The following is a 20,292-nucleotide window of genomic DNA, read 5'->3' as shown; positions in this document are numbered from 1 at the left end:
TAGTTATTCTAATTAACGATTTTTATTTTCATTTTAAAGTACCTCCATTTACGATGGTACAACGTCATAAAATAAGGAATAAAAAATGCAATATTTATTTGGTAGCGAAATCTCACTTTTGGCTTTTCGCTTTCGAGACTATATCCGTGCACAATTTTCCGTTGAAGTAGAACTTCGTGAAGTTCAGGATCAAAAAGGCAAACGAATAGATATCTTTGTTGATGAAAATTCGCCGCATTTACAGGCTATTCTTGCGGAAAAAGAACAATTTTTGGCTCAACCCTTTGATAAAAAATATGAACAAGCCAGTTGGACAAGCGGTGATACTCAATCAAGTCATTATTCGTTAAAAGCATTTTTAAACCAATCTGGTCTTAAACTCAGCAAATTAAAAAGACTCTTACAAACCAGTAAATTGACTTTCTTTATTACCTTTCTCTGCCTCACTATTTCTTTTTTTCAATTCATAGGATATGAACAAGTTATTTCAGAATGGATGCATTATCCTGAAAATTCACCACAATATCAGCAAATTTGGCGTTACTTATCCCACACATTTGTTCACTTATCACTAACTCATATTACGTTTAATCTAGTGTGGTGGTGGCTATTTGGACACACAATTGAACACCATTTTGGCACAGTTAAACTTTGCCAAATTTTTCTTATTGCTGCATTATTGACGGGATTTGCACAAAATATTGCCTCAGGTCCTTATTTCTTTGGTTTATCTGGTGTTGTTTATGCGGTGTTAGGCTATGTTTTTATCTTTGATAAATTTGGTTCTAAACATTATTTTAATTTACCAGCAGGATTTTCCATGATATTAATCCTTGGCATTATTACAGGTTTTATCAGTCCTATTTTTGGTGTGGAAATGGGCAATACTGCGCATATTTCAGGTTTGATTATTGGCATGCTATTAGCATGGTTAACGTTAAAACGCACAGCAAAAAGATGATCTGTGTTATAAAATAGCATAAAATGTCAGCGCACTTAACTCTAACAAGTGAAAAACACAACATGAAACAATCGATTCGTCATCAAAAAATTGTCGATTTAGTGACACAAAAAGGCTATGTCAGTACCGAAGAGCTAGTCGCTTTATTAGATGTTAGCCCACCCACGATCCGTCGTGATTTGAATGAGTTGGCCGAAAAAAACTTAATCCGCCGCCATCATGGTGGCGCAGCGTCGCCTTCGACAGCTGAAAATAGTGACTATGCTGAACGTAAAAATTTCTTTTTAAAAGGCAAAAATTGTATTGCCCAGCAAGTCGCTACTTTAATTCCCAACGGTGCTTCACTATTTATTGATATAGGTACCACACCGGAAGCAGTTGCTAATGCACTGTTGAATCATCAAAAATTACGCATTGTCACCAATAACATCAATGCCGCTTATATTTTAATGCAAAATGATACCTTTGATATTATTTTAGCAGGGGGATCATTACGTCAAGACGGCGGCATTATTGGCGAAGCAACGGTTGCCTTTATTTCGCAATTCCGTTTAGATTTTGGTATTTTAGGTATTAGCGGCATTGATTTAGAGGGTTCATTATTGGATTACGATTACCACGAAGTACAAGTAAAACGTGCCATTATTGAAAGTTCGCGTAAAACATTTTTAGTCACTGATCATTCCAAATTTTCACGTCGTGCCATGGTTCGCTTAGGCTCTATTGCCGATGTCGAACATGTTTTCACTGATGCAAGCCCACCAGACCCGATTTTAGAAATCTTGAAAGCTAACCATGTGAAATTACATGTTTGTCAATAAAAAGAGTGCAGATCAGCGATAAAAGTGCGGTCGATTTTGTTCAAGTTTTAACGCAATAAAAAAGGGCAGACTATTGTTCTACCCAAATGTTGATTTTCGTAAAGTTTTCCTAAGGGAGACCGTAGGTTGCAGTACGGTAAAGTAGAAACGCTTTAACTTAAATCAACATCTTTAGTTGCAAAGAAATAAGTCGTGATAAAACCTGTTATATAAGCGACAACGGTGCCTAGTAAGTAGGTAGCGATTGCGGGGAAAACACCAAGTGGTGAAGTCATCAATGGTGTCGCTAACAAACCGGATGGACCGAACACTGTGTTTAAGCCCATTGGATAGCCTAAATAGGCGATTAAACCGATCGTGAAACCTCCTGCTGCACCACCGATACAAGCAGTAATAAATGGTTTGACACGTGGTAAAGTGACACCATAAATTAATGGCTCGCCAATACTTAAGAAGCCCGGAATAATTGCACCTTTAATTTGAGTACGTAACACTGCCTCTTTATTGGCTTTAAAATACAGCGCTAATGCAGCACCAACTTGACCTGCCCCCGCCATTGCTAATATCGGGAAGAGCGCGTTGAAGCCTTGTGTTTCGACTAAAGTAAAATACACGGGAACAAAGCCTTGATGGATCCCAAGCATTACGGAAATTAAAAATAATTCCGCTAATATTGCAGAACCGAGTGGATTACCATTGAGGTTTGAGAATAACCAAGACATACCATTAAACAAAGCGACACCCACAGGCATAATTAATAGGAAAGTAAAGCAGCCCATGATAAGCAATGTGACAGTAGAGGTTAATGCCATATCTAAACTATCAGGAATGAATTTTCTCACCCAACGCTCTACTTTAGCGCCTACAATTGCTGCAATTAATACCCCGATAATATTACCGCGTGGATCGATAGTTAAACCAAAGAAATTACTTAAACCAGAATAAATCCCCTTGGTCGCTTCTGGATTGTAGCCAAGGATAAATAGAGAAGCTAAGATGGCACCATTGACGCCAGAACCACCAAAGGCTTTTGCTGCGTTATAACCAATCAAAATGCTCAAGAAACTAAATAGCCCTTTACTGAATACTTTCATATAAGCGATAACATCGACTAAAAAGCCGTTTGGATTTTCAACACCCGCAACAAATGCCTGTTGCAAGACTGTCGCTAATCCAAGGAGTAAGCCCGCACCAATAAAACCCGGAATGAGCGGTGTAAAGATAGTCGCAAATTTAGCAAAGAATTGGTGAATATTGCTGGTTTGTGTTGATTTAATTTGTTGTTTTTGGTCGTGTGCAATCTCTTTGAGCGAAGGTGTTTCCAAACCAGTATCCACTAAACTTTTCATTAATTCTGCCGCTTTGGTTGCTTTACCTGGTCCAAGAATGATTTACAATTGCTCATCAGCTTCAACTACGCCTAACACACCGTCGATTTTTTTGAGCGCATCCATATCAACTGCGGATGAATCCTGTAATGTCACGCGCAAACGTGTCATGCAGTTAGTGACGGTTTGAATGTTGCTCTTTCCACCTAATAACTGCATCAGCCTGTGGATCATCGCATTATCTATGACTGCCATAATCTTCTCCTTTTTTAACTTGCCTTACTTGACTGAAGTTAATGCTTGGTGAATAAAACCATTGGATTTAGCTAAATAATTTTTAGCTTCTTCCGCTGACATATTGAGCAACAGCATCACAATAGCCACTTTACATTGACCACCAGACTGCTCTAATGCCTGCTCTGCTTGATTGTAATCACACTGAGTGACTTGCATTACAATATTTTTTTGCCGTTCAACTAATTTTGCATTTGTTGCCACGACATCAACCATTAAGTTGCCAAACACTTTGCCTGTTTTAATCATGGCACCTGTGGTTAGCATGTTTAGGATAAATTTTTGTGCGGTACCCGCTTTCATTCGTGATGAGCCAGTGATGACCTCTGCGCCAACGATTGGCGTAATGGCAATTTGAGCAAGATTAGCAAGAGCTGAATTTGGGTTACAGCTAATACCAACTGTCATGCAGCCTAACTGTTTTGCGTATTCAATGCCTGCTAAGACATAAGGTGTACGACCACTTGCCGCAATGCCGATTACTATATCTTGTGCATTTAGTTGAATATTTTTCAAATCTTGTACACCTGCGTTGCGATCATCTTCTGCATTTTCTACAGCTTTTAGAATTGCTTGGGGACCACCAGCGATTAAACCGACAACTTGTTCATGTGGGGTACCAAAAGTTGGTGGACATTCACTGGCATCTAAAATGCCCAACCGCCCTGATGTACCTGCGCCTAAATAGATTAAACGCCCTCCTTTCATAAAGGCTTCTGCAATTGCGTCAACTGCTTTTGCCGTTTCAGGCAAGACTTTTTCTACCGCTAAGGAAACTTTTTGATCTTCCTGATTAATTACTGCTAACATATCTAAAGTTGAAAGTTGATCGATATTTGTACTGAATGGATTTCGACTTTCTGTGATTAGTCCGTTAATTGAGCTTTGCATAAAAAATTCCTTGAATAGCTTTATTTGGGATTATTTTATTCCAAAATGGATCTTTCTGGGGAATAATTTATTCATTCTGTGAGCTTGCTCACTTTTTATCCGCTACTGCGAGGAGCTATGGGATTTTTAATTAAATTAAAGCATGCCTATCATTCACTTTCGCCTAATGAGCAGCGTATTGCAGATTTTATGCTGAAGAATCCAGCTATTGTGAAATCTTCTTCATCAAAGGTACTTGCGGCACAAATTAGAGTGAGTCAATCTGCAATCATTAAATTTAGTCAGAAGTTAGGAGCAGATAAATTCAGTGATTTTAAGCTTGCGATTAGTGAAGAATTAATTCGACAAGAAGCACAGCAAGAAAAGCGTATTCATTTACACGATAACATTACTGATCAAGATGATTTGACTGAAATTGCCGAGAAACTTTTTTTGGAAAAACAACAAGCATTGAAAGAAAGTTTAAGTTTGAATCCGACCCAGCAGATTGCAGATGTGATTCAATGTTTATTGCGAGCAAAACGGATTCAATTGATGGGGATCGGTAACTCCGCATTGGTGGCTAAAGATTTGTTTTATAAGCTGACAAAAATTGGTTTGCCTGCGGTAACAGAAACGGATACCCATGCACAACTTGCAATGAGTCAGAGTTTAACATCGCAAGATGTGTTATTTTTGATTTCGTTTTCAGGTCGTCATCGCGAAATTTTATTAGCAGCAGAAAATGCGCAAGCTCGTCAGGTTCCCATTATTGCTTTGACAGCCCTGCTGAGTAATCCCTTACATGCTGTAGCAGATTATTTACTTTATTCAGTCGCGGATGAATCACAATTTCGTAGTTCTTCGATTGCCTCGCGTACAGCACAACATGCGATTACAGATTTACTCTTTATGGGCATTGTGCAGCAAAAAGAAGATGCGAATGACTTGATCTTGGAAAGCCGAGAATTGATTGGGCAATTGAATAAGCGCCGTTAGGGGAATAAAAGTGCGGTAGAAATTTTCAAAATTTTGACCGCACTTTGAGTAGGTTTGAGTGGTTATACTACTTGAGTGAAGAAGTCGCGAATCCCCACTAACATATTATTAATCGCCACTGCGGCAAGAATTAAGCCCATCACTCGGCTAATGACGGCGGCACCAGTGTTACCAATTAAGCGTTGGATTTTGTTTGCCATCAGTAACAAAATATACGTGATAAACAAAATACTCAGCATAATAATTGTAGTGAATACTTGGTCGAAAAAGCTAAAACGATGGTTATCTGTTAATAATACAATTGCCATCATTGCGCCAGGAGAAGCAATAGAAGGAACGGCAAGAGGATAAACGGCAAGCTCGCTTAAACTGGATGACATACGCATTTCATGTTCTGGCTTTCCTTCACCAAAAATCATCGTCAATGCAAATAAGAGGAGTACTAAGCCGCCTGCAATTTGGAATGCAGTAAGTGGAATTTGCATTGCTTCCAATAAACCCTGACCTAAAATTAAGAAGAACATTAAAATCCCAGTCGCAATGACGACGGCTTTTAAAGCGATTTTACGTCTGTCTTCAATTGATAAGCCAACTGTCTTGGTTAAGTAAACGGGAACTGAACCAATAGGATCAATAACCGCCCACAACACGACAAATTGCACGATAAGAGAATCAAACATTGGCAACTCCGATAAAAAAGTAGAAAATACCTTATTCTATAATAAAAGTTGAACGAGACATACTGACAGGCAATGCTTTTTTTTACAAATTTAACCTTAAAACGTGGGCAATCTATTTTGCTCGAAAATACCTCCGTTACTATTAACCCAGGGCAAAAAGTTGGGCTGGTAGGAAAGAATGGCTGTGGTAAATCTTCTTTATTGGCTTTACTTAAACAAGAAATGAGTGCGGAAAATGGTGAAGTCAGTTTTCCAAGTCATTGGGCATTATCTTGGGTTAATCAAGAAACACCAGCATTAGACACTGCAGCATTAGATTATGTCATTGAGGGTGATCGTGAGTATTGCCGTTTACAACACGCGCTGACACTTGCTAATGAACAAGGTGATGGGCATCAGATTGCACATCTGCATGCACAACTTGATGCAATTGATGCATGGACGATCCAAGCGCGTGCAGCCGCGTTATTACATGGTTTAGGCTTTAGCCAAGAGGAGTTACAGCAACCAGTGAAGTCTTTTTCTGGTGGTTGGCGAATGCGCTTAAATCTCGCTCAGGCGTTACTTTGCCCTTCTGATTTATTATTGTTAGATGAGCCTACTAACCATTTAGATTTAGATACGGTTATGTGGCTGGAACGTTGGTTAGTACAATACAAAGGCACATTGATATTGATTTCGCATGATCGTGATTTTCTTGATCCTATTGTGAATAAAATTTTGCATATTGAAAATCAAAAGTTAAATGAATACACAGGGGATTATTCTTCCTTTGAAATACAACGTGCAACAAAGCTTGCTCAGCAAAGCGCACTTTATCGTCAACAACAACAAAAAATTGCGCATTTACAGAAATATATTGATCGTTTTAAAGCCAAAGCGAGTAAAGCAAAACAAGCGCAAAGCCGTGTGAAAGCCCTTGAGCGGATGGAGCTGATCGCACCTGCCTATGTAGATAATCCTTTCCGTTTTGCCTTTCGTGAGCCGTTGGCACTGCCTAATCCTTTGCTTTCGATGGAACAGGTCAGTGCGGGTTATCTTAATAGCGAGGGGCAAAGTGCGGTCGAAATTTTAGAAAACATTAAATTGAATTTAGTCCCTGGCTCGCGAATTGGCTTATTGGGTAAAAATGGGGCAGGGAAATCGACATTAATTAAATTGTTGGCGGGTGAATTATCCGCCCTTTCAGGACAGATACAACTTGCTAAAGGTGTACAGCTTGGCTATTTTGCGCAGCATCAATTAGATACCCTACGGGCTGATGAAAGCCCATTATGGCATCTGCAAAAACTGGCACCACAACATACGGAACAGCAGCTCAGAGATTATCTTGGCGGTTTTGCATTCAAAGGCGACAAAGTGAATGAAGCCGTAAACTCTTTTTCTGGTGGGGAAAAAGCGCGTTTAGTATTGGCATTGATTGTATGGCAGCGACCAAATTTATTATTACTTGATGAGCCAACCAACCACTTAGATCTTGATATGCGCCAAGCTTTAACAGAAGCCTTAGTGGATTATCAAGGTTCGTTAGTTGTAGTATCCCATGATCGTCATTTACTGCGTAATACTGTGGAAGAATTTTATTTAGTGCATGATAAGAAAGTCGCCCCATTTTCCGGTGATTTAGAGGATTACCAAAAATGGTTGAATGAGCTAAACCGCGCACCAGAAGTGAAACTGAATACGCAAAGCAGCAGCGACAATAGCAACAGTAGTGCGAACCGTAAAGAGCAAAAGCGTCGAGAAGCAGAATTAAGACAACAGACCGCTCCACTCCGTAAAAAGCTACAACAATTAGAAACTCAAATGGGCAAATTATCGAATAACTTAGTTGATATTGAAGCACAATTAAGTGATAGTGCATTGTATTTAGCGGAAAATAAAGAAAAACTCACCGCACTTTTAGCTGAACAAGTCAGTTATAAAAAGCAGCTAGAAGAGATCGAAATGGAATGGCTAGCACTTCAAGAAGCAGTTGAGCTGTTGCTTGTTGAATAACAAGGCTGGTTTTATAAAATTGAGGGACTCCAATGAGTCCCTTTGTTATTTACTTGATTTTTTGGCATTTAACCGAGTGCGTAAATAGTCATCAATGTGATCAACAATGATGGCATGAGGTTTAACGCCTTGACGGCGTACATGATCATTAATGATATTCATAAACGGAGCAGATTCTTTCATTTTGTCATCATGCAAGCTAGGATTGGCTGGAATAATTGCTAAGGCATCACACATCACCAGCACCGCCTCTGTAATATAACTATCAGGAATAGGGCGACCGAGGTAAACGTCTTGCTGATTAGACTCAATCAATTTTGCATTGGCATCATATACTGCTTTGCTTTTCAATGTCGTTTCTTTTGTATTACAGTTTGTCGCAATGCGTTCAATACTGTAACTATTATCAGATAGGCTTGCAATTAAAGCAGAACGGGTATCACCAAAAGTATCAATGCTTGATAAACGAATGAAAAACATCGCATCATTGCCTACCCATTGATTGCGTAATGCTTCTATACGATACATATAGGAAACATAAGAACTGGCTCGACTAACATTTTCAATCGAGGGTGATTCAACATAAACAGGTGCATTTGCTGATAAGTTGGTTGAGTTCAGTAATGCGCCTATCAATAGCGTCGTTTTTAACCATGTTGTAATTTTCATATTCTCATTCCGCTTTATCTGTATTTTATTGAGCCAATATAACATTCTTAGCGAAATTTTATAGTCAATTTTTCTAGCTCCCCATCATTACTAACCGATCACTTGTGGTAAATAACCTGCACGCATAATGAATGGAATCAAAGTAATTGCAACGCCCAGCACTAACACCAATAGGAGCATAGGCGTGCCACCTGCGACACGATAAGACAAGTGAGCATGTTGCTTACGTACTTTCCAAACTAAGGCAACGGGCAAGACTACTGCATAAAACGCAAACATTTGTCCTGCATAGCTGAGCGCTAATACGAAACCTTGTGGATAGAAAAACGCGAAAAGTAAGGGTGGTAAAAAGGTTAATGCACCTAAGCTAAGACGACCTGCGGAAATATTAAATGAACGTTTTAATAAATCTTCAATACATTCAAATAAGCCTAATGACACGCCTAAGAATGAAGTGATTAATGCTAATGCCGAGAAAATTTTAACAGCTTGTGCCAGTATTGGGCTGCCAGTGATTTGTAAACTGGCATTGACTAAACCATTTAGCGTTGGATCATCTTTTAGAATCTGCAAAAACAGTGTTTGGCTTAATACACCATGGGTAGAAAGTTGCCACACAATGTAGAAGATTAAGGTGATAGTAGAACCTGTTAATATTGAAAAACGCAATGCTTTTACATTACCTTGTAAGTAATTATTCAGACTTGGAATAGAACCATGGAAGCCAAAAGAAGTAAAGAAAATTGGGCTGGCTGATAATAATAGCGCGTTATCAAGAGGCATTGCCATCAGATTATCAAGACTGACTTTTGGCAACATTAAACATAATACTAAGAGTAATGTGCCTAGCATAATAAAAAATAGTAAACGGTTGATTCCGTCTACACTTTTAGTACCAATAATAATAAAAGCACCAAAGAATAGAGTAAATAACCCGATCGCGAGTTTAGATGTTGTTTCTTTATCTGCAATCGTTGGTAAGCTAGAGGCAAGAATTGAACCTCCGCCAGTGACATAGGCTGAAAGCAGTGCATATAGGAAAACTAATAAGACGACTGTAGCGATAATTCGTCCTGCACGCCCAAAGTATTGAGCAGCTAAGGTGCCGATACCTGCGTCATGCTCAGCAGTTTGATAAATTTCAGCAAAGAGTAATGCGGTATAAGTCAATAATCCCCATAGCGAAATGAGTAATACTAATGTAAAGCTAAAGCCGATTTCCGCAGAAGTAAGCGGCATAGCTAACATGCCAGCACCAATCATAGTGCCTGAAACAAGTAATGTGCTTCCAGCTGTTTTATTCACGATAGTTTCCTTCTTTATTCTTGTTAAATAATAAAATCTTATTTTGTAAAGAAATATTTACATCTTATTATGTAAAAATCTGCAGTTATGTTAACAAGATAAAAAGCATAAAGCTATAGTTATGCTGAATTAAAACAGATAAAATGCATGATTATTTTTGTAAAAAAAAATTTACACTTTGTTGCTGTAGCAAATAAAAAAGCCAAAGTATTTCACTTTGGCTTTTGGGTAATGTAATAAAATTTATTAAAAATTGACCGCACTTTTCAGTTTTTTCAGTGCATTAGTTTCAAGCTGACGAACACGTTCAGCAGAAATATTATATTTCACGGCAAGATCTTGCAAGGTGGCCTTATTTTCATCTAACCAGCGCGCTTTAATAATATCCAAACTACGATCATCAAGCCCTTGTAACGCAACCGTTAATTGCTCTGTAGCTTGCGTTTCGTAATTTTCATTTTCTAATTCAGCCGCAAAGTTAGAACCCTTGTCTTCTAAATATAATGATGGCGCATAGGTTTCTTCGTTATCGTCTGTTGGCAAATCGAAGGCAACATCCGATCCCGTCATACGTGATTCCATTTCCATCACATCTTCAGGAGAAACGCCAAGCTCATTTGCTACCATTTCCACTTCATTTTCGTTAAACCAACCTAAACGTTGTTTCGTTTTACGTAAATTAAAGAATAATTTACGCTGTGCTTTAGTGGTTGCCACTTTAACAATACGCCAGTTGCGTAATACATATTCGTGAATTTCTGCCTTGATCCAATGCACAGCAAAAGAAACTAAACGTACCCCGACTTCTGGGTTAAAACGTTTAACCGCTTTCATCAAACCAATGTTACCTTCTTGGATTAAATCCGCTTGAGGTAAGCCATAGCCTGAATAACCACGTGCAACGTGGATGACAAAGCGAAGATGTGAAAGAATCAACTTTTTCGCTGCTTCCAAATCTTCTTGATAATACAAACGCTCCGCTAATTCCTTTTCTTCCTCAGCGGTGAGCATTGGATATTCGTTTGCAGCACGAATGTATGCTTCAATACTGCCTTGTGGAACCAACATCATGGTTTGTGTTTCTTTATTCATTGTTTTCCTTCTTAAAAATGAAAGATAAAATTCCAAACTAGTTATAGCATAAAATCCAACATGCGCCAATCTTTCAGGCTATTTGTGGATTGGGTAGAAATTAGACTACGGACACCTAGTAAAGTTCCGATAATTGCCTAAAAAGAGGATAGATCAGTCTATAGTTATAGCATAACATACCGCACCATTAAGCTAAAGTGCGGTATGTTTTATTTGAATTTTAAGATGAGATTATGCACTTTTCTATAAAAAAGTAGATAAAGCCAATACCCATAAAATACTCAAGATTGGTCCTAGACAGCCAATGACTACACCCCCTAAACGGAATTCAGCTTGCTTAATTAAGCCTGTACTAAATGCAATCGCATTTGGTGGCGTTGAAACAGGGAGAAATAATGCACAAGAGGCACTTAATCCAATTACCAGTGGGAGAATCATTGGATTAATATCAACTCCACCAACCATCGCCAATAAAGAAACCCCCATCGGGATTAAGATCGTTGTTGCCGCAGTGTTACTCATGAAGTTAGATAAAATCACAGTAATGAAACCGAAGAGGACTAATAACATCACGAAACTCACTTGAATATGGCTGATTTGCTCAACAAAGTGGGCGGCGATACGTTGTTCTTCAATAGCCAAGCCCAGCGCAAGACCACCAGCAACTAGCATTAAAGTATCCCAAGGTAATTGACGAATGTCTTTTTCGCCTAAAACGCCAGTCATTGTTAGTCCAACAATAGGAATACCTGAGGCAGCAGCGACAGGAATACCAATCCATTTAGAGGTCAGCCAGCAGAATAATGTGGTAGCAAGGATAACTAATACAATCGTTTTATGTAGCATTTCTACTCGATTAGAATGGACTTGTGCAGTTTCTTGTAAAAAACTGAAATCAAGATTTTCGGTTTTATCTACTTGGTATTTTTTAACCAATACACGCCAGAAAATAAAGAGTAATACTAATGCCAGCGGTGTACCGACCATCATCCATTCTAAAAATGAAATAGGATGTCCTAGTTTTTCAAGAGCACCAACTGCAATGGCATTTGGTGCAGAACCAATAATAGTCCCCATCCCACCAACCGACGCTGCGGCAGGAATGCCTAAAAGTAAGGCTTTAGATAAATTAGAACTTTTCTCTAATCGGGTAAATAAAGGACTGATCGTAGCGATCATCATTGCGGTTGTTGCAGTATTACTCATTAACATGGACATTATCGCAGTTACTAGCATTAACCCCCATAATACATAAACTGGTTTATTACCAAATTTAGGCAATACCGCTTTGAGTAATAACAAGTCGAGTTTGGTTTTTTTCATAGCTTCTGCGAGGAAAAAGCCGCCCAGAAAGAGCCAAATTACACTATCAGACCAAGTTTGTAGATATTGGATGGCATCATAGGCTTCGCTTTTGCCCATGACTAATACTAAAAAGCCAACAATTAAGATACTCACAGAGAAGGGTGGAATCGCCTCAGTAACCCATAAGCTAATTGCAAAAAATAATAAGAAGAGTACATAGTTTTGTACTTTTGTGAAGCTGGCGTCAGAAAGTAGAACTGTCATGATGATAGCAAAAACAATAGATAAACAGAAGAAAACAAAATGCCTGTTCTGCGCTATTTTTATTACTTGTAAGCATTGCTTAATGTCCATAGATGACCTCATGAATAAGATTGGAAATAAATCTGATTGTAATCAAAAGGCAGGGGGAATTTCCTGATCTTGTTCAAAGAAAGTACTACTTTTTGGGCACAAGTTGAATATTTTTGCATAAAAACACCAGAAAGATGATGAATTTAAATTTTCACTCCAATAAGCAAAAGGTTAAATGTGGTGCATAATGAGAGTATCAGTTTTTTAAAGTAGATGTTCTACTGGCAGCAAGGAGAGAAACCAAATACAGATACGTTTAAATAAACTTGCGTGTGGTTCTGTTTCATATAGGATATTTTTTCCTGCTTCTTGCGTTTCCCAATAGATATCGCCATTTTGGTTAAGTGCGACAGAGAAAGTATAGGTTTGGTGGTGTATGTGCAATCTATTTACTAGCATTTGTGCTAATGTAGGGCTATCAATAATTAACCCCATTTCAGTATTTAACATAGCAGAACGTGGATCCATGTTAAATGAGCCAACAAATAAATAGCGATGATCTATACTAAATGTTTTAGCATGTAGACTCGCACTACTCCCACCCGTTAGCAAGTGGTGAGGTGGGTCCATTTGTACTGTTGCATTAGGTTTTAGCTCATACAGATGAATATGATTTTCTAGCAGTGCTTTACGATATTTCGCATATCCTGAATGCACAATGCTCACATCAGTTGCTTCCAGTGAATTTGTTAAAATAGAAACACGGGGACCAATTTGAGCAATTTGTTTAAGAAAATCAACACCTATACTGGTTGGCACAAAATAGGGTGACACAATAATTAAGCTATTTTTAGCGCTTTGCATAATTGGTGCAATATGGGCGAGTACTGTATTTTCTATATTCGATTCCCCTAACCCTTTAGCTGGATCATCACTGATTAATTGCACTGGTGACCAAGTGAATTGTAGTGATCCTGTTTTTAAATTCTTAGCGAAAGGCAGCTGTGCTAACTGTGCTAAATAATGCTGTGTTGCGGTGTCATTAGCGGGTCGACTATCAAAGGGTTGGCTAGTTTCGTTTACAATGAGTGCTAGAGGATAGACAGATTTGCTATTCCAATAGCGATCAAAATCTGTTTCGATATGCGCGACAACTTCACCGACTGCGGCAACATCTAAGTCTGCAAAAAGTACACCATTACCTGCACCAAAATATTCATCGCCGATATTACGCCCTCCAACGATACTGATTAAACCATCTGCTGTTAACGATTTATTATGCATACGCCGATTGAGGCGGAAAAAGTCACTGAGATAACCTAGTAGACGATAATCCCGTTGCATAAAAGGATTAAAAAGGCGGATATTAATATTAGGATGGGCATTAAGAGAGGTTAATAAAGAGTCCATGCCTTTTGTATTATTATCGTCAAGTAATAAACGTACTTTAACGCCACGTTCAGCGGCTTTATATACACTTTGTAGTAGCAAATGCCCAGAAATATCATTGTGCCAAATGTAGTATTGTAAATCTAATGTGCGTTGTGCTGTTTCGACGAGCGCTAGGCGAGCAAGGAATGCATCTTGCCCATCATTTAAGGGATAAATACCCGTTAACTCTGGTTGTTGATTGATTAGTGGGAGAACGTGCTGGGCTAATAAGCTATTGGGATCAATATCGCGACGGGTTTGTTTTATTTCAGCTGAATTATTTGGTAGAGGTTTATATGTGATAACGACCAGAGTTACTATACTAGTAAGGATTGTAATGCATAAAATAGCAAGTTTTTTTATTAGACATGTCAGCATAGAAAGCCCTTTTTATTTTATATTGCCGTTATTGAATGAGTCATTCAAAATAAACATGTATGCCATATAAATCTTTCTTAAGCATTGTAACGATTATTGAATGAATTGCATCTTTTTTGTTCAAGTTAGGGGTGCTATATCAGGAAGTTTTCGAGCGAACATAGACCTATTCACTCGAAAATTAGATAAACCATCATTTAATAAAGAATTTACCTGTGAATAGTAAATACAATGTGCTGATTAACATTAATCCAATACTCAGATTAGCAAAGCAGAATAAGGTTAATCCGAGTGTTGAGAAAAGGTTATCTGTTGCTTGTTGATAAATAAACAAGCCGACTTTTGCCAGCGAGGCTAAACCAAAGGAAAATGCCCAAATTGCAGGACTAAAACCTTTATTAAAAACCCACGGTAATAAGCGAATTAAAAAGAGTAGTTGCAATAAACCATAGCCAATCAGCATTTTAGCAAACAAGTCAAGTTGCCCGCCGTTAATTGCTAAATAAGCGGAACCACCCACAAAAGCAGGCGCAAGTTGGATACCAATACCAAGACGTAAGGATTCTGGAATAGGTTGTAAGGTACGTAGGCGCTGTAGGACGGCGGGTTCTAGCATTAGCCAAGAGAAAAAGCCAGCCCCAAAAAATAACATACCTAATTCATCATAACCTAAACTCCCTAATGCAGTTGCACTGACAAAATTTGTAGCAACAGTGGGTAAATAAATGACTGGCGTGGTGTATTCAGCTTGATGAGTACCTCGCCACATACCTGCAATATAATAAGCTGCAAATGCGAGTTGAATGAAGATGCCAATACTGATTAAGATGACAGCAACATATCGCGCATAAGGCATTGATGCAATCCCAATCAATGTGGTAGTAATTGGCATCAGGCTAACAAAGCTACCTAATGCGGGGTGTTTTAAATCGACTTTAAACGTGTTTAGACTGTGCGTCCATTTCCATAGGTATGCACAAATAAAGCAAAACCAGACCGCACTTGCTAAGCTAAATAAACTTTCGCTGATTATTGTTGCGATAGACCAAGTCGGTACAGCAGAGCGCCATGCGAGGCAGAGCGCAGAAAGCCCAAGTACAATACCGAAATAGTTAATTGGGAGAGGAAATGGTTTTAACGCTGGTGTTGTCATAATTGCGGTACTAATTGATATTCGAGATTATGTTCAATGACATTCAGTAATAAATCAATATTGGGATGTTTCCCTTGGTTTTGTTTCGCATCTTCGGTATGTTCAGCGAAGAGCTGCAATCCTTTTTGTGCAGAAGTGCGGTCTAATTTACCATTAAATTCATTCGCTAATGCATGATAGACACGTAATGAGCCTAATTTGCCAGCAATGGCTGGAATGTAATGAACTTGTGTCGAACCTGCCATGACGGCAAGCCCTGTTAAATGTTCAATAGTAGGTAAAGTGTCTAAAATTGTGTTGAAATTCATGATATTCCTTATTTAACTAATTGCTTGTTCACTGTCGACTTCGCCCTTTTCATCAATAAAGCGAACTTCAGGTTGCAACCATACTGCAAAACGTTGCGCTACTTTCTGGCGGATATGATGCGCTAATTCTACAATATCTGAACCGGTGGCATTCTGTTTGTTAATTAATACGAGAGCCTGTTGCTGGTGTATCGCTGCCCCACCGACTTGATAGCCTTTCAGACCACATTGATCAATTAGCCAGCCTGCAGCAAGTTTAACATTGCCATCGGGTTGAGGAAAATGTGGGATCGTTGGATATTCTTGTTGTAGGTTGACAAAATCTGCTTTTGAAACGATAGGATTTTTAAAGAAGCTTCCAGCATTCCCAAACTCAGCTGGATCAGGTAGTTTGCTACGGCGTACTGAGCAAACTTCATCAAAAATTTGCTGAGAACTGACCGCACTTTCTTCTAAATTAGCCAATGAACCATATTTCAACACTGGTTTCCAATCTTTGGTCAATTTTAAGCCTACGGCAAGAATCACATAACCATTCGCATAATCATGTTTGAAAATACTATCGCGATAACCAAATTGACATTGTTCATTGCTTAAACGGAATTGCTCACCATTATGTAGGTTGAGGACATCGACGTAATCGCACACTTCTTTAAATTCAACGCCATAAGCACCGATGTTTTGAATAGGTGCAGAGCCAACACAGCCGGGGATTAATGCTAAGTTTTCTAAACCGCTAATCCCAGCATGTAATGACCATTCTACTAATTGGTGCCAATTTTCACCGCCATTGACATGCAGGTAATGAAATTGATTATCTTCACTGTGCTGAATACCAAGTAAGCGATTAATGAAGACCGCACCATTAAAATCACGTAAAAATAAGACATTACTGCCTTGTCCTAAAAATAATACTGGCTGTCCAATTGCTTGACATGCTGCCCATTGTTGTTTGAGTTGCTCAATACTTGTAATTTCAACAATGTGTTGTGCATGTGCTGGTAATGAAAAAGTGTGGAACTGTTGTAGACTTTGCATAGTTTATCCTTTTAGTTTTTGGTTTGGATTTCCACAATATCATTATTCACAATAAGCGCTTGTGTATTATTAATCGGCACTAAATTGAGTGCTGCAGAATAGGTTTCAATAATCTGCTGCGTTGCTTCTATAAAAGGGAAGTTTGTGTAATGAGGCAGTGTGTGAAAATTGACTAAATTTAATGCGTTATTATCAACTAAATCAGGTGCTGGCTCTCGTGAATCCATCAGTTGAACATAATTTATATTTGGTGAGGTAATCATCGCCCCTGCCGATTCACCAATGTAAAGTTTACCTGCATTGACTTGCTGGATAATTAATTTATCTGCGCCACTGCGTTTTAATTCTTGTAGTAAAAAGAAGGTATTCCCCCCACTAATATAGATAAAATCATTGTTATTGAGTTTTTCGTTGATTTGCTCAAAAGTCGCAGTAGATATATCAAGTTCATCAATTTTTGCCCCTTGTTGTATCAACGCATTTTTTGCGTCATCTACATAAAAAGTCACTTCTTCTACATGACTTGCTGTAGGAATAAATGTGATAGTTTTTCCTTGAAGGTTGCCGATGAAATGTATGAATAAATCAATGACTTCAGCAAATGATGAGGATAAAAATAATTTTTTCATCTTACACTCCTGTTTGATTTAAGCTGATTTTCACTTCTGTTCCACCAGAAGGGCGGTTTGAAATTTGTAAGTTGGCATTTAATTGGGCGGAGCGCTCATTCATAATATTTAAGCCATAATGTCCATCAGGCTCTTCCAAGCTTGGAATTCCAATCCCATCATCACGTACAATTAATTCATATTCGCCGTCTTCATTAGTATGTGCAATCACTTCAATTAAGCTACCTTTTGAATGTTTAATCGCATTCAATACAGATTCTCGCACAATTTGTAACACATGGACGAGTTGTTGTGCATTAAAGCTTTGCGAGGGCAAAGAACAATGCACGGTCATTTGCATTTCAGTTTGAGCGCGTAATGAGTCGATTACTTGTTCTAGCGCTAATTTAAGATTCGCTTCCTGTATAGTTAGGCGGAAGGTGGCTAATAATTCACGAAGCTGGACATAACCATCACGCAATGCTTGCTCAAAATTAGCAATAATATTCAAGCTTTTGGTTTTTGCATTTTCATCATCTTGTTTTAAGTTGTGTTTTAACAAGGTTAATTGAATTTGTAAAAAAGCAAGTACTTGAGCTAGAGAATCATGTAATTCACGAGCAATGATTGAACGTTCTTCCATTAATAACAGCTGTTGCTGCTGGCGTTGTGTTTTATGGAAATACAATGTTCGACTTAGAATTTGTGCGATATTACGCATCGTACGTGGATCTGGGCAAGGCAGACCAGCTTGCCAATAGAATACTGCTAATTTTTCATTTTCAATTGTCAATTCAACTTCTTGGCAGTCTTGGTTCTCTTGTTTTTCGCCAAATGCAATATTCCAATGTTCTGCACCTTCGACAACTAATGCTACATAGCGTAAATGTTCACTAATAAAAATGTTTTTGAGGACTTGTTGTAATGTGATTTCATCAACATTATTGGTAGTTAATTGTTGTGAACTTTCGTACAACATAGTCAAAGAGCGGTTGGTTTGGCGTAACTTTTGTGTTTTTTCATTGACGCTTTCTTCTAATGAAGAATACAGCTTTTCTAATTCACTCGACATTTGCGTAAAGGCACGTGCCAAGCTACCTAATTCATCTTCTTTGTTTGTATTCACTTTAACATGGTTAAATTGACGCATTTGCACCTGAATACTGGCGCGTGTCAGTTGTTTCAGCGGCATAACGACTTCTTTACGCGCATACCAAACCACATAAGAAACCATCACAATAATGGATAGCATAGATAAAGACATGACTAAAACGGCAATGATCCATTTTTGTTCGGCAAAGCGTTGTAAAGTAAAAACAAATTGATCAACTTGTGCAACATAATCGGTAATTTCATTTTTATAAGCCGTAATGTCTTGATTTCTAGCATAACGCTCCATGCTTTCCCAGCGCTTTATCAAATTATGATAAGACAGCTTGACGGCATTAGGCACAAACCATTGATGATCAATTTCTAATAACGCCTGAGAATGTAAACTTACACGATATTGGCGTAGGCTGGTTTCGACAAGTTCAGGATGCTGTTCTAATTCATATAATAAACGATAGCTTTGCATACGTAATGAACCTGATACGTTAATTGATTCTGCATCGGATTTATTACTTGCCATAATCATTAAACTTAGTGATGTGATTACACCCGCAAAAATAATCACGATAAATAAATAATTAGCGAGTTTTGTCGAAACGGAATGTTTGATGTTCACAAGCCACCTTTTTGCTCGGAAATGAAGCCATTAGTTTAACAAAAAAATGCGTGTTTTTTTACCTGTAAATAAAAATTGATCTAGCACAAGAAAAGCGTGAGTTTTCCTTTAAATACTCAATTTGGGTAGTATGAATTTTAACCCCTCTCTTCATAATGGCAGGTCTAAAAAAGGCTAAACTGAAGGAATGTGTAATGACTGTTGAAAACTTACCTCGCCGCAATTTTTTACGCGGGCAGTTTTTAACTTCACTACAATCAGAGCAAGTTAAACAGCAAGGTTTTCAGGGCATTCGTCCACCTTGGGCGATTGAACATGATCGTTTTATTCAAGGTTGCACCCGTTGTGATGCTTGTATCCAAATCTGTGAAACAAAAATTCTTATTAAAGGTGATGGTGGTTTTCCTGAAGTTCAATTTAGTCGAGGCGAATGCACTTTTTGTCAACAATGTGTTGATGCTTGCTCACAGCCCATTTTTAGATCAACAAGCGAGCCAGCTTGGTTTCACCAAATTGAAATTACTGCAAATTGTTTAACACAAAAATCGGTTGAATGTCGAAGCTGTGAAGATAGCTGTGAAATGCGTGCAATTCGTTTTAAACGTCAGTTAGGTGGTGTTTCACAACCAATACTTGATCTTGAAAGTTGTAATGGTTGTGGCGCATGTATCAAAGGCTGTCCTGTTTCAGCAATTAAAGTGTTATTTACAGCAAATGAATTGGGAAAGTAAATGACTGAACAAATCACAATGGAAAATGCACAAGACTGGCATGTGTGTGGGTTAGTGGTCCAAGGCAATCCACAAAAAATTGCGGCAATTCAGACCGCACTTTTAGCTATGCCGCATACTGAGATCCCAGTCTTTGATGCGAAGACGGGTAAACTTGTTGTCGTGATGCAATCACATGATAAACAAGTATTACACCAGCAAATGGAAGCGACAAGAGATATTGATGGGGTGATCGATGTGTCTTTGGTTTACCATCAACAAGATGAAAATTAATAAAACATAAAATAATTCAATATAGTGGGG

The 20,292-nt window shown here is 38.4% G+C and carries 18 protein-coding genes and 1 pseudogene; 6 read left to right on the top strand and 13 right to left on the bottom strand.

All coding sequences use genetic code 11. The annotated features are described in order from the left end of the window. Positions 1-85: 85 nt before the first annotated feature. The gene (locus C0975_RS06760; RefSeq protein ID WP_101775627.1) at positions 86-961 is read left to right on the top strand and encodes a rhomboid family intramembrane serine protease; all 876 of its coding nucleotides are present in this window, start codon (positions 86-88) and stop codon (positions 959-961) included. Between the two features lie 62 nt (positions 962-1,023). Beyond that, positions 1,024-1,782 carry a DeoR/GlpR family transcriptional regulator gene (locus tag C0975_RS06755; RefSeq protein ID WP_101775739.1) on the top strand — a complete coding sequence of 253 codons (759 nt, stop codon included), beginning with the start codon at positions 1,024-1,026 and terminating at the stop codon, positions 1,780-1,782. Between the two features lie 152 nt (positions 1,783-1,934). Here C0975_RS06755 and murP read toward each other — a convergent pair. Both murP and murQ read right to left on the bottom strand, forming a co-directional pair. Continuing rightward, positions 1,935-3,365, bottom strand: a pseudogene (murP, locus tag C0975_RS06750) (PTS N-acetylmuramic acid transporter subunit IIBC). 24 nt (positions 3,366-3,389) lie between these two features. Further along, positions 3,390-4,295 (bottom strand): N-acetylmuramic acid 6-phosphate etherase, encoded by a 906-nt coding sequence (murQ, locus tag C0975_RS06745; protein ID WP_101775626.1) that lies wholly within the window; start codon positions 4,293-4,295, stop codon positions 3,390-3,392. Positions 4,296-4,412: 117 nt separating this feature from the next. Here murQ and C0975_RS06740 point away from each other — a divergent pair, with 117 nt between their 5' ends. After that, on the top strand, positions 4,413-5,273 hold the full coding sequence (locus tag C0975_RS06740) for a MurR/RpiR family transcriptional regulator (protein WP_101775625.1): 861 nt from the start codon (positions 4,413-4,415) through the stop codon (positions 5,271-5,273). Between the two features lie 62 nt (positions 5,274-5,335). On the opposite strand, the gene C0975_RS06735 is transcribed toward C0975_RS06740, so the two are convergent. Next, the gene (locus C0975_RS06735) at positions 5,336-5,953 is read right to left on the bottom strand and encodes a MarC family protein (protein ID WP_101775624.1); all 618 of its coding nucleotides are present in this window, start codon (positions 5,951-5,953) and stop codon (positions 5,336-5,338) included. A gap of 72 nt (positions 5,954-6,025) precedes the next feature. Here C0975_RS06735 and C0975_RS06730 point away from each other — a divergent pair, with 72 nt between their 5' ends. After that, the gene (locus tag C0975_RS06730) at positions 6,026-7,951 is read left to right on the top strand and encodes an ABC transporter ATP-binding protein (RefSeq protein ID WP_101775623.1); all 1,926 of its coding nucleotides are present in this window, start codon (positions 6,026-6,028) and stop codon (positions 7,949-7,951) included. 45 nt (positions 7,952-7,996) lie between these two features. On the opposite strand, the gene C0975_RS06725 is transcribed toward C0975_RS06730, so the two are convergent. The 10 genes from C0975_RS06725 to narQ form a co-directional block, all read right to left on the bottom strand. Further along, a complete protein-coding gene (locus tag C0975_RS06725; protein WP_101775622.1) occupies positions 7,997-8,620 on the bottom strand; it encodes a hypothetical protein in 624 nt (207 codons plus the stop codon). Between the two features lie 90 nt (positions 8,621-8,710). Then, positions 8,711-9,925 (bottom strand): aromatic amino acid transport family protein, encoded by a 1,215-nt coding sequence (locus C0975_RS06720; RefSeq protein WP_101775621.1) that lies wholly within the window; start codon positions 9,923-9,925, stop codon positions 8,711-8,713. A gap of 246 nt (positions 9,926-10,171) precedes the next feature. Then, positions 10,172-11,017 (bottom strand): RNA polymerase sigma factor RpoH, encoded by an 846-nt coding sequence (gene rpoH / locus C0975_RS06715; RefSeq protein ID WP_101775620.1) that lies wholly within the window; start codon positions 11,015-11,017, stop codon positions 10,172-10,174. Positions 11,018-11,260: 243 nt separating this feature from the next. Further along, the gene (locus C0975_RS06710) at positions 11,261-12,586 is read right to left on the bottom strand and encodes an SLC13 family permease (protein ID WP_419540320.1); all 1,326 of its coding nucleotides are present in this window, start codon (positions 12,584-12,586) and stop codon (positions 11,261-11,263) included. 294 nt (positions 12,587-12,880) lie between these two features. Further along, a complete protein-coding gene (locus tag C0975_RS06705; RefSeq protein WP_101775618.1) occupies positions 12,881-14,425 on the bottom strand; it encodes a phospholipase D family protein in 1,545 nt (514 codons plus the stop codon). A 193-nt stretch (positions 14,426-14,618) separates the two neighbouring features. Beyond that, positions 14,619-15,578: a dicarboxylate transporter/tellurite-resistance protein TehA gene (gene tehA / locus C0975_RS06700; RefSeq protein WP_101775617.1), complete on the bottom strand. Its 960-nt coding sequence runs from the start codon at positions 15,576-15,578 to the stop codon at positions 14,619-14,621. Then, positions 15,575-15,886 (bottom strand): DUF2322 family protein, encoded by a 312-nt coding sequence (locus C0975_RS06695; RefSeq protein ID WP_101775616.1) that lies wholly within the window; start codon positions 15,884-15,886, stop codon positions 15,575-15,577. The genes tehA and C0975_RS06695 overlap by 4 nt, the downstream gene beginning before the upstream one ends. 12 nt (positions 15,887-15,898) lie before the next feature. Continuing rightward, entirely contained in the window at positions 15,899-16,924 is a 1,026-nt protein-coding gene (murB, locus tag C0975_RS06690) for a UDP-N-acetylmuramate dehydrogenase (protein ID WP_101775615.1), read from the bottom strand. 11 nt (positions 16,925-16,935) lie between these two features. Beyond that, positions 16,936-17,553 carry a peptidase E gene (locus C0975_RS06685; RefSeq protein ID WP_101775614.1) on the bottom strand — a complete coding sequence of 206 codons (618 nt, stop codon included), beginning with the start codon at positions 17,551-17,553 and terminating at the stop codon, positions 16,936-16,938. Position 17,554: 1 nt separating this feature from the next. Beyond that, entirely contained in the window at positions 17,555-19,258 is a 1,704-nt protein-coding gene (gene narQ, locus C0975_RS06680; RefSeq protein ID WP_101775613.1) for a nitrate/nitrite two-component system sensor histidine kinase NarQ, read from the bottom strand. A 194-nt stretch (positions 19,259-19,452) separates the two neighbouring features. Here narQ and napF point away from each other — a divergent pair, with 194 nt between their 5' ends. Then, a complete protein-coding gene (gene napF / locus C0975_RS06675) occupies positions 19,453-19,989 on the top strand; it encodes a ferredoxin-type protein NapF (protein ID WP_101775612.1) in 537 nt (178 codons plus the stop codon). Further along, positions 19,990-20,262, top strand: coding sequence for a chaperone NapD (locus tag C0975_RS06670; RefSeq protein WP_101775611.1), 273 nt, complete (start codon positions 19,990-19,992; stop codon positions 20,260-20,262). Positions 20,263-20,292: the final 30 nt, after the last annotated feature.

Source organism: Pasteurella oralis, from assembly GCF_002850605.1.
In the GTDB taxonomy this organism is placed as follows: Bacteria; Pseudomonadota; Gammaproteobacteria; order Enterobacterales; family Pasteurellaceae; genus Pasteurella; species Pasteurella oralis.
Note: the sequence above shows the minus strand (reverse complement) of the source record. Positions and strands in the feature narration are given on the sequence as shown.